Source organism: bacterium, from assembly GCA_021158245.1.
Lineage (GTDB): Bacteria > Zhuqueibacterota > QNDG01 > QNDG01 > QNDG01 > QNDG01.
This window is the reverse complement of sequence record JAGGVB010000233.1, coordinates 1-10,877: the sequence shown is the minus strand read 5'-3', so window position 1 is coordinate 10,877 and position 10,877 is coordinate 1. Positions and strand designations below refer to the sequence as shown.

Here is a 10,877-nt window from a genome sequence, read left to right as displayed (position 1 = left end):
TACCGAGGCCGGAGCTATTCATCCATTTAACTTTAGACAGATCAATAACGAATTTCTTCTTGCCCTGCTCAACCAATTTCTTAACTTTTTCATGAACGGCAATAGTCTCTTCCCCGCCCATCAAATTGCCTTTTACAAGAATAATATTAACTCCGTTTTTATCTTTGACATCAATATTCATTCTTTGTCCTTCGTATAGATTCAATGACTTGTACACTTAAAAATATAATTCTTATAACACCAAATCCCAAATTGTTTATATTTTTAATTTTCATACAACTCTTAATATAGCAATTTCTTCCATTCAAAATTTTTCGTTTCACTTGGAAGTGTGGAATGTATTAAACGCATTGAACCAATATTAGAAAGATCCACAAATACAAAAAATATTTCCCCTTGATGAAAATGGTAGTAATACCAAATTTCATACCCCCTGCTATTCATAGTAGTAGGGAATGTATCAACACGTTCCGGAATACCATATAAAATTGCAACTCTTCCTCGATCGGTTCGCCAACCTTCTTTTTTACCGATTGAAAAACGATTATTAGCATAAGTTACACGTTTCATATATTCAATTTTAAACTCATTCACTTTTGTACTGGGATCGCTATCACGTTTTCTCCAAAATTCTGTCATAAATCGCCGTTTACCGACCAGATCAAGTTTTTTAAATATACTCTTCTCTTCTTTATTTGCTATATATCGTCCCATTTTAAATTGACGATCCAACTCATCTATAGACATAACGCTGAATTCATCAATAATATTTGGAGAAATTTCATCAGTTGCTTTTTTCTTTGTAGATAAGTTCAACGGCTGATAAACAAAAAAAGTTTTTTTCTGAAAGGCTTTTAAAGCTGTTTTCCCATCAGTTACATCAATATTTATTGTGTAAGCACCAGACTGTATTTTTGACACATCAACTAATCCAGTCTCCACTACTGAGTTTCCCTGACGGAATTTTCTTTTTGAAGGCAGTTTAACAACAGAGAAATTATTCTCATTAATTAAACTGACATTAACATAATAGGATGAATCTTCTTGGTCAGTCAAATCAGATAAATTATAAATTTCACAATAATAGAACAACTTAGGTAAAGTATATCCGTACATATTTCTGGGATTAGGAATAATACGATATCCGTTCTTTACGAAAAGTCCTTTTTTAACGTTGGATTTAATTTGTGTTGCTAATTCAATATCACTTAAAGCCAACGAATCTTTTGGAATCGGCCTGATTGCAAGATTCAGTTCAGAATTCATAGTTGTCCCTGAAGAGAAAAAAGTGACACTATTTTTAACTACATACGCCCCCTGTTTTAAATAAAATGCAGTCTGAGTATTATACGTTTGTCCTTCATGAATTTCATCAAGAGAGGAAACTGATTCCTGATTTCTCCACTTCTTTTTTATCAACAAAGAATCTTTTAAGAATATCTGGACTTCAATCTCTAATTCTGCAGAATATTGTTTACCGTTAAATACATGCCCCAGTTTATTTCTTGGAATGGAGAAATAAATTTCCACATAACTGTAACCTTTTGAAGCTTTAAATTGAGCATAATCAGTAAATAAACCGGATTTTTTTTGACTTGTGCCTTGACTTAAAAGAAGGGTTGGAATAAAAACAGTGATTAAAATAAAAACCAAACTATTGTATAAAAAAACTTTGCATATTACATTCAATAGTTGATTACAGTATTTTCTTATCATTAAGGCCTCCATTGAAAGGCCCTTTGCAAAATAGGCAGTGCAAAAGGCCTTACCTATATAATCAATATCTCATCCGTTATAAATCGAACGATAATCTCCTGTTTGATTCAAATTGAAATATCAAATTCCATAATATGCCTGTTTAATCAGCTCAAGCATTTCATCTTCGGTCGCCACTCTGGGATTACCCTTGTAATCAGGAAGAACCATACTTTGTTTTGCAAGAGCAGGTATTTCTTCTTCAGGCATTTTTACATCCTTAAGTCTTTCTGACATTCCTATTCTTTCAATAAATTCATCAATAGCCTTACATGCGCCAGCTGCTGCCTCGTTATCACCTGCATTATTCAGATTTGGATTAAATATTCGTCCGACTTTAGCAAACTGAGCAATGGCTGACTTGTAAGTAAATCTGGAGAAGGCCGGGTAAATAATTGCAAGTGCCTCACCATGAGCAACATGTGGATACATACCGCCAATAGCCATGCCAATCCCATGAGGAAGAGTCACACCTGCACTAGCAATACATAATCCGGCTAATGTATCAGCATAAGCCATCTTGCTTCTCGCTTCTATGTTCGTCAGGTCAGAAAGAACAATTGGAAGATTAGCTGCTACTGTTTTTATTGCCTCCCAAGCAAGAAGATTAGTATAATCAGATGCGTTGGGATGAAGTGTACTCTCAAATGCATGGCAAAATACATCAAATCCAGTTGCAGCGGTTATTTGCTTTGGCAATGTCAACATCAACTCAGGATCAATTATACTTACATCAGGAAAAATAATGGAATTGTATAAAGCTGACTTGTCCCTCTCTTTGGTGTTTGTTACTACAGCAACTTGAGTCACCTGAGAACCTGTCCCGGATGTTGTAGTTATTGCAATAATAGGTAAAGTCTTATCTGTCGGCTGTGTGTCACGGTAAAACAGATAATCCCATGATGTACCTTCATGGGATGCTTCAACGGCAATAGCTTTCGCACTGTCCATGCTGGACCCGCCTCCCAATCCTATTATCATCTCTGCTCCATGATCTTCTGCCATCTTTGCACCAGCTGAGATAGTATCAGTTGTCGGATTAGCTTGTACTTGATCAAAATGCGCAACTTCCAAGCCTGCCTCAAAAAGCAATTTTTTCACCCGTTCAAACATTGGTTTTAAAACAGGAATTGGCGGTGTAGTTACAAGAAGACAGCGTTTGCCAAATTTAAGTGCCACTTCCCCAATTTCATTCACACGTCCTGCACCAAAATGAATATCTGTCGTTTGTAAATAGTTAAAAGTTTTCATAAAAACTCCATTCTTTAAATAAATGTTAATAAATACAAAAAGATATTATATCCTATATAACACGATTTTTCTGATTTTACGCAATAATTCATTCATTAATAATTATTACCAAATTCTTTTCCCCAATCGTTGTTTAATCAGATACTTGCCGATGCATATTTCAAGTAGTTATCAGTTTAGAAATTAAAGCTTTTGGGAGTTTGGGAGTAGCACCTTTATGGGTGCAGACAAATGCTGAAAGATTTGTAGCGTTCTGGTGAATAATCTCAATTGCATAATCTTTCAGTAATCCGACAACTAGTGCAGCTGTAAAAGCATCTCCTGCTCCTACTGTATCTGCCACTTTAATTTTTGGTGCTTTAACAATGGAATCCTGGGATAAGCTGAAAAGACGGCTCCCTTTGTCACCATTTGTTAATGCTATCATCTCCAATCCAAAGTCATGGAGCAGCGATATAAGAATTTCACTTTCGGAACCCTTTATCCCAAACAATTCTGATATAATGGATAATTCATCATTATTCAGTTTCATTACATCACTCAAAACCAATGTCTCTCTCAGGACACTTTTATTATAGAAGGCTTGTCGCAAATTCACATCATAAACTCGTAAACATCTGTCTTTTGTTTCCTTTATAAAAGAACGTATTGTTTCACGGGATGTTTTCGATCGCTGCGCTAAAGAACCATAACACACAGCATCTGCCCGAGAAGCAAGCTCTTTCAATTCTGCAGTAAATGGGATGTAATCCCATGCAACATTTTCATTGATTGTAAAATCAGGAATACCTTCAGAATCAAGTTTTACTCTTACAGTTCCCGTTGGCCCTTTGTCTGTTATGGAAATATAGGTATCATCCAGACCAATATCTTTTAACCTCTTTAAAATTTCAGTCCCCAGCTCATCATCAGCTACAGAACTGACTGGATAGCATTCCGCTCCTAAGGATTGGGCATGAAAGGCAAAATTTAATGGTGCACCTCCCAGCTTCTTTCCATATGGAAATATGTCAAAAAGAAGTTCACCGATACCTACTATGCATGGCAGCTTTATTAAATCATTCATAAAACAATTTTCTTCTTAAATTATTAATTGACATCTATCATAACCTTCATAGTTTTATCTATTTGAGAATCAATGTAACGATAAGCATCTGTATAAAATTCAAAAGGGAAATGTTTTGTAACCAAAGGATCAGTTATAATTTTCCCAGAAGATATGAAATCAATTGCCTTTTCATAATCCTCATGTTTATACATAAGTGACCCGATAAGCTTAAGTTCATGTTCTCCGACAAATCCCATATTAATAGTAGGATTCTTTTCATACACACCCAGAATAACAATCTCACCGCCTTTTTCAATATATTTTATTAGATCTGTAATTGTAGCAGGCACACCAGCAGCCTCAAGTCCAATTTGGAATCCTTCATCGCCAAATACTCGTTTAATTGCATCTTCAAAGGATTCCTCGGCTGTGTTCACTGTGTATTGTATACCACAGGCTTTAGCAATATCCAGACGATAATGACTGATATCTGTAATCATGACCTTAGCAGCACCTCGAGCTTTAACGAACTGTGCAACCATATTACCAATAGTTCCTGCTCCTGTTATAATCACATTTTTGCCATTGAGATTGCTGACTCTGCCTGTTGAATGGGCACCAACAGCAGCTGGTTCTATTAGTGCACCCTGTTCAAAAGTCATAGAATCAGGAAAAACTGCCAATCTATCCTCTGGTACTACAAATAAATCTTGAGCACATCCAGGCGCCTGAAAGCCCTGCACACGAAGATTCTCACATACATTATAATCTCCACGCCTGCATGGGCCGCACTTTCCGCAAACCAATTGAGGGCGGCCTGTAGCCCGCATTCCAGGCTTTGCTTTAGTTACATTCTTTCCCACAGCTTCAACTTGTCCTGAATACTCGTGCCCTTGCACAACAGGATATGGAGTAAACGGATGCTTGCCATGCCAAACGTGTATATCAGATCCGCAAACACCTATACGCTTAATGCGAAGGAGCACTTCGTTATCACCATATGTTGGTTCCGGGACATTCTGGAATTCTATCTTTCCCGGTTCCATCATAACTGCCTGCCTCATACCTTAACTCCTATCGTTAAAAATTTACTTCTATCTAACAAATATTTGACAAGGAACTCTGCTCAAAATGGCAAATAAGCAAATAATACAATCTACATCAATGGAAAATCATATAAAGAATAAACATAATAACAAAAAGCATCAATGCCATGATCCGTGGGTCAGTGATACCTGAAATTTTACCCTCCGTAATAAACTGAAACGGATGATCCCAAGAGAGATTTTTTAAATGTTCTTCACTTGGCTTTGGAGTAAATAAACTAACTGTAATATACACAACATTGCACATTGCCCAGAGAATTAACCCGGCCAACATATATGGAATTCCCAACCCATTTACCGGATCCGTTATAGGCTGAACATCACCAAACAACGGAAGATCAATCAAAAAATAGAGAGCACCAACTATTGCTCCAACAATGAGAGTTGTTACTGCTGCTTCTTTAGTTCCACGTTTCCAGAATACTCCCATGACAAAAACAGTTGTAATAGCAGGCGCGAACATCATAGGAATTTTGTTAATAGCAACAAAAATACTTTCAAATCTCCCACCCTGAGTTGACCAGGCCATTGCTAATAATATGACTACAACTGCTGTAATCCTGCCAATAAGCACTAGTGAACGATCCGTAGTCTTTGGACGCAATCGTTTTACAATATCCTCCGCAGTTACTGTTGCTGTACTGTTAAGAGCCGCTTCAATTGTACTCATCAAAGCAGCCAGAAGGCCAGCTGCCATTAGACCGCGAAGACCTGTGGGTAATAAATTTTTCATCATTACTAATAATGAACTATTAGGATCCGTAATTTTATCTTTAAAGAGGAGATAGGCAATGACACCAGGAAAGACCATGATAAAAACCGGTAGGATTTTGAGAAAACCAGCAAAAATTGCACCGTCCCTGCCATCCTTCTCAGTCTTTGCACCCAAAACTTTTTGTACAATAGTTTGATCTGTACACCAATACCAGATACCAAGAACAAAATAACCAAATATCACAGTTACCCACGAATATTCATTAATAAAACCTGTTCCCGGATTCCTAAAACTATGAATCATGTTCATCTGCTCTGGCTTTACTGCTGCTCGCAATTCAGAAAGATTATGAATACCAATACCTGGCAAATGGGATAATCCAATAATGGTAAGAATGGCAGCACCTGAAAGAAGAAGTACTGCCTGAATAGTATCTGTCACCACAACTGCTTTCAATCCGCCCAGGATGGTATAAGTAGCAGTGATAACAGCAATGACAGTGATAGATAGATACATATTAACACCAAAAAAGGACTCCATTACTTTGGCTCCGGCATACAAGCTGATTCCAATATGAATCAGAAGTGCTGAAAATATGGCGATAAAAGCCAGAATTGTACGTGCTGTGGGATTGTATCGTTTTTCAAGATATTGCGGTAAAGTTTGAATTTTACTCCTGAAATAAAAAGGAACAAAAACTAAACCCAGAATTATCAGAGTGAACGCAGCCATCCATTCAAAATTACCTACAACTAAACCTACACGATAACCATCAGCTGCCAAACCAACTAAATGAATAGTAGAAATATTAGATGTTAATAAAGCTGCCCCAATCATAGGCCACTTAAGAGATTTACCGGCCAGAAAAAATTGTTCACTTGAAGTATTTTTTTTGTATCCAGACAGAATTCCAATTATTAGTATCCCCAATAAATAGACAATAATTACAGTTAAATCAATAATTGATAAGTTCTGACCTACATTCTCCATAAAAAACCTCCTAAAAAATTTGGAGTATAATTTCCCGTTTGTTCTTAACATCTACTATATTAATATTGATGCACAATGCAAAAACATGGGTATCAAAAAATATTTATTAAAACAAATTATACATCCGTATTATGATTTAAATTCAATATTTCGTTTAAAATCAGCGCTATAGAACCCTTTACTGCTGCTTTTATACCGAATTCTGCCGGTAAAATTCTTAAGTTTTTTGAGATAGCATGCAAAGATCGTTCATTAACCACCCGTTTTAGTGTGTCAAATAATAGATCTCCTGCCTGTGATACACCTCCACCAATTATTACAGCTTCTGGACTGAAGATATTAACCAATCCGGCGATACCTATACCTATATACTCAGCAGCATGGTCAAATACTCTTTTTGCTACTTCGTCTCCATCTTTAGCAGCATTAGAAACCATCTCAGTCGTGATACTCTTCAAATCACCATTACACCTGCTAAGTAACACACTTTTGGCTCCGTTCTGAAGTTCTGATTGAGCTGTTATTGCAATGGCCCTACCTGATGCAAGCGCCTCTAAACAGCCGTAATTCCCACACTCACATCGGATCGAACTATCTTTCTGTAAAGTTAAATGACCAAATTCTCCAGCCATTCCACGTGCCCCATAAAGAGGTTTTCCATTTATAATAATTCCGGCACCAATCCCATATCCCACGTTTACAACAATAAAATTATTACACTCACGACCAATACCATAGCACATCTCTCCAAAAGCCATGCACCTCGTCACATTATCGATTATTATCGGCAAATCAGTTTTCTTCCCGAGTTCGGTAATAATATCAACATTATTCCAGTGAAAATCAGGTGAATACTCTATGATATTATCTATTTTATTGATCAGTCCGGCAACTGCCATCCCAATCCCGAAAATACGTTTTCTTTGAATTTTATAGTGTTGTAAGAGCTCTGCAATGACATTAGAAATTTTATCAACAATTTCTTCAAACCCCTCATCAACATCAGTTGGTTGACGGACTTCAGCAATTGTTTCCGCATTTAAATTCGACAGCATCCCATATATATTTGTTGCTCCGAGATCGATACCAATGACAAAATTATCCGCTCCTGAGAACTCCAATAACATGGGTTTTCGCCCTCCCCTGGATACGCCCTCACCCACTTCATGTACCAGTCCCTCTTCATTTATTAAGCTGTCAATAATACGGGTAACTGTAGGTGCGCTTATACCACTATTTTTAGCTAAATCTGCACGGGAAATCTTTCCGTTTTCACGAATCAGATTGAGGATTTTAATTTTATTCAATTTATTAATGTATTGTGAACTACCCTTAGGAAAATCATTTCGTGCCATAGATCTATACCTATAATAGTTGTGTAAACGAAAGTTTCAAACTATAAAAAGTTTGAGGGAAATCGCTATCAACGTTACTTTCTAACTGCATGAAAGATAGTAATTTTTTCATACAAATCCAAATGTTTTTTCATTATCAGTTTAATTATTGATTATAATATACTCGCTCCATTTCTCTCCATCCTTTTTCACCTGGCAACGGAATCTGTAATGGGTCACAAACTTTAAGCCATTCTATATTTCTAGGTTCTTTTGCAAGTTTTGCCATGTCTCCATCAAAGTCATCACCAGTGTATTCATAGTATCCGAACTCATACCATTTCCCATTCATTTCGGTCAAGAAAATGGAGAAATTATGCATATTATATTTTGCCAAAAGATCACGAACCCCGGGGTTAGTATCAGCATGTAATTTTTTATACTCATCAATCTTATCAGTTTTAACCTGTATTACCATGCCTACTCTTTTAATTTTTTTACTACTAATATCCTCTTCCTTCTTTTGGTTGCAACCAACCATTAAGATAAATATAAAACTCAGAGCGACTGCAGCATACAAGCTTTTGTTTCTTCTCATGATAGACCTCCTTAATTCATCAGTTATTTTATTATTCTTCAACAAAAATATTTTTTTGTTGACGCATATCTTTACTCGAACTACCAACCATTATTTCGAATTCACCTTTTTCCACTGCCCATTCTTTCTTTACCGGATCCCAATACGAAAAATCATTTTCATCCAGTTTAAAAATAATCAATGCTTTCTCTCCTGCACCAATATATAATCTTTTAAATCGTCTAAGTTTCTGATTCGGATGATTATATTTCGATTTAACGTTTCTAATGTACAGTTGCACTACTTCATCTCCCCCCACATTACCCACATTTTTCACGTAAAACTGTACCTTTAATTTGTCCTCTTTTTTAAAATAAATCTTCTTTTTTATCTTCAAATCACAATATTCAAAAGTTGTATAACTCAGTCCATGTCCAAAGGGATAGAGCACCTCCCCCTTAAAATACCAGTATGTTCTTCCTTTTGTAATATCATAATCATCTATTGGCGGCAGTTGTTCTGCAGATTTATACACTGTAACCGGCATTCTTCCACCCGGATTGTAGCCGCCAAAAAGAACATCTGCTATTGCTGTTCCTCCTGATTGACCAGGATACCATGCTTCAATTATTGCTGGAATATTTTCCTTTGCCCATCTGATAGATAGAGGGTTTCCGTTTATCAATACAAGTATTGTATTAGGATTAGATTGATAAACTTCCTTTAAAAGTTGAATCTGAACATCCGGCAGGCCCAATTTTTTTCGATCCAACCCTTCATTGGCCATGTTTAGGTTGGTGCCAAGGACTACAATTGCCACATCGGAATTGGCTGCTGCCTGCATTGCCCTTTCAAAACCGCCGGGGTATGATTCAAGTAATCCACAGCCTATCTCAAAATCTACTCTTTGTCTTCCAAATTTTTCCCTTATGCCTTCTAACGGAGATACTGTAAAAGAAGGCGTACCGCTATATCCACCCAGTTCAGCTACATCACCATTTGGACCGATAACTGCCACCTGTTTTATTTTCGAGGCATCCAGTGGAAGAAGACTGTTCTCATTCTTTAAAAGCACCATAGATTCTCTTGCAATCTTTAAAGCCAATTTCCGATGTTCTTTTGAATCTAGTTGCATCACAGGTATTTTTGTATACGGCACACTTTCCGGAGTATCAAATTCTCCAAGTTTAAACCGTGCTCTGAAAAGCCGTGTTACAGCAGTATCAATCGCTTGTTCTGATATGTATCCTTTTTTTACTGCGTTTAAAAGATATTTATCATACATAAACTGCTCTTTCTCACATGTTTCGCATTCCAGATCACAACCTGCTTTAACTGCTGCTGCAACAGCCTTTTCAGGATCAAGCTCAAAACTATGTCCGTGAACTATGTCACTAACAGCTCCGCAGTCAGAAACAACATATCCCTGGAATCCCCATTGATTTCGCAGAATATCAGTTAACAACCACGAATTTGCACAGCAAGGTATGCCATTTAAGGAATTATAAGCACCCATCACAGAAAAAGCTCCTCCTTCCATAATTGCTGCTTTGAAAGCAGGGAGATAGTACTCGTGCAATTGCCTTTCAGGCATATCGGACGAACCTGTATGTCGGTTAAATTCACTGTTATTAGCAACAAAATGCTTTACAGTGGCAATTGCTTTTAGATATTTTTTATCATTCCCTTGAAATCCTTTTACAAAAGAAACAGCCATTCTTGAAAGAAGGTAAGGATCTTCACTGTAAGATTCTTCGGTTCTTCCCCATCTCGGATCACGCAGAATATTTATAGTAGGAGACCAGTAAGTAAGTTTTTTCCCGTAAATTTTATTATGGATCCTGGCTTCATCGGAAATCACTGCTGCCATTTTTTTTATCAGATCAGGATCCCAGGTACTTCCCAGGCCGATAGCCTGCGGGAATGCAGTTGCAAGCCCGGCTCGTGCCACTCCATGTAGTGCTTCATTCCACCAGCCGCCATCAAGGCATCCGCCTTCCCAATATTCAAGATTTTCCCAAGGTCTGAGTTTTTGGAAATTCTCAATTTCTTCCTCATCTAATTCGAAAGAACCAATACCCAATGGGTTATGAAAATTGGG

9 protein-coding genes are annotated in these 10,877 nt (G+C 37.0%); all 9 read right to left on the bottom strand.

Features of this window, described 5'->3' with window-relative positions; translation table 11 throughout:
* Positions 1-181, bottom strand: a 181-nt coding sequence (locus J7K93_14490; protein ID MCD6118206.1) for an STAS domain-containing protein, incomplete at its 3' end; no start/stop codon positions are given.
* A 101-nt stretch (positions 182-282) separates the two neighbouring features.
* A complete protein-coding gene (locus tag J7K93_14485) occupies positions 283-1,716 on the bottom strand; it encodes a GWxTD domain-containing protein (GenBank protein MCD6118205.1) in 1,434 nt (477 codons plus the stop codon).
* Positions 1,717-1,836: 120 nt separating this feature from the next.
* Complete coding sequence (locus J7K93_14480) at positions 1,837-3,006, bottom strand: iron-containing alcohol dehydrogenase (GenBank protein ID MCD6118204.1); 1,170 nt, start codon at positions 3,004-3,006, stop codon at positions 1,837-1,839.
* A gap of 160 nt (positions 3,007-3,166) precedes the next feature.
* Entirely contained in the window at positions 3,167-4,072 is a 906-nt protein-coding gene (locus J7K93_14475) for a carbohydrate kinase (protein ID MCD6118203.1), read from the bottom strand.
* Between the two features lie 23 nt (positions 4,073-4,095).
* Positions 4,096-5,118 carry an alcohol dehydrogenase catalytic domain-containing protein gene (locus J7K93_14470; GenBank protein MCD6118202.1) on the bottom strand — a complete coding sequence of 341 codons (1,023 nt, stop codon included), beginning with the start codon at positions 5,116-5,118 and terminating at the stop codon, positions 4,096-4,098.
* A gap of 97 nt (positions 5,119-5,215) precedes the next feature.
* The gene (locus J7K93_14465) at positions 5,216-6,865 is read right to left on the bottom strand and encodes a sodium:solute symporter (protein MCD6118201.1); all 1,650 of its coding nucleotides are present in this window, start codon (positions 6,863-6,865) and stop codon (positions 5,216-5,218) included.
* Positions 6,866-6,981: 116 nt separating this feature from the next.
* Entirely contained in the window at positions 6,982-8,220 is a 1,239-nt protein-coding gene (locus J7K93_14460; protein MCD6118200.1) for an ROK family transcriptional regulator, read from the bottom strand.
* Between the two features lie 145 nt (positions 8,221-8,365).
* Positions 8,366-8,677 (bottom strand): L-rhamnose mutarotase, encoded by a 312-nt coding sequence (locus tag J7K93_14455; protein ID MCD6118199.1) that lies wholly within the window; start codon positions 8,675-8,677, stop codon positions 8,366-8,368.
* 151 nt (positions 8,678-8,828) lie between these two features.
* A partial coding sequence (locus tag J7K93_14450) for a glycoside hydrolase family 3 C-terminal domain-containing protein (protein ID MCD6118198.1) occupies positions 8,829-10,877 on the bottom strand: 2,049 nt, incomplete at its 5' end.

Excerpts from the sequence above, each read along its gene's own strand:
- J7K93_14470 (MCD6118202.1), bottom strand. The coding sequence starts at position 5,118 with ATGAGGCAGGCAGTTATGATGGAACCGGGAAAGATAGAATTCCAGAAT.
- J7K93_14480 (MCD6118204.1), bottom strand. The coding sequence starts at position 3,006 with ATGAAAACTTTTAACTATTTACAAACGACAGATATTCATTTTGGTGCA.
- J7K93_14465 (MCD6118201.1), bottom strand. The coding sequence starts at position 6,865 with ATGGAGAATGTAGGTCAGAACTTATCAATTATTGATTTAACTGTAATT.
- J7K93_14475 (MCD6118203.1), bottom strand. The coding sequence starts at position 4,072 with ATGAATGATTTAATAAAGCTGCCATGCATAGTAGGTATCGGTGAACTT.
- J7K93_14455 (MCD6118199.1), bottom strand. The coding sequence starts at position 8,677 with ATGGTAATACAGGTTAAAACTGATAAGATTGATGAGTATAAAAAATTA.
- J7K93_14460 (MCD6118200.1), bottom strand. The coding sequence starts at position 8,220 with ATGGCACGAAATGATTTTCCTAAGGGTAGTTCACAATACATTAATAAA.
- J7K93_14485 (MCD6118205.1), bottom strand. The coding sequence starts at position 1,716 with ATGATAAGAAAATACTGTAATCAACTATTGAATGTAATATGCAAAGTT.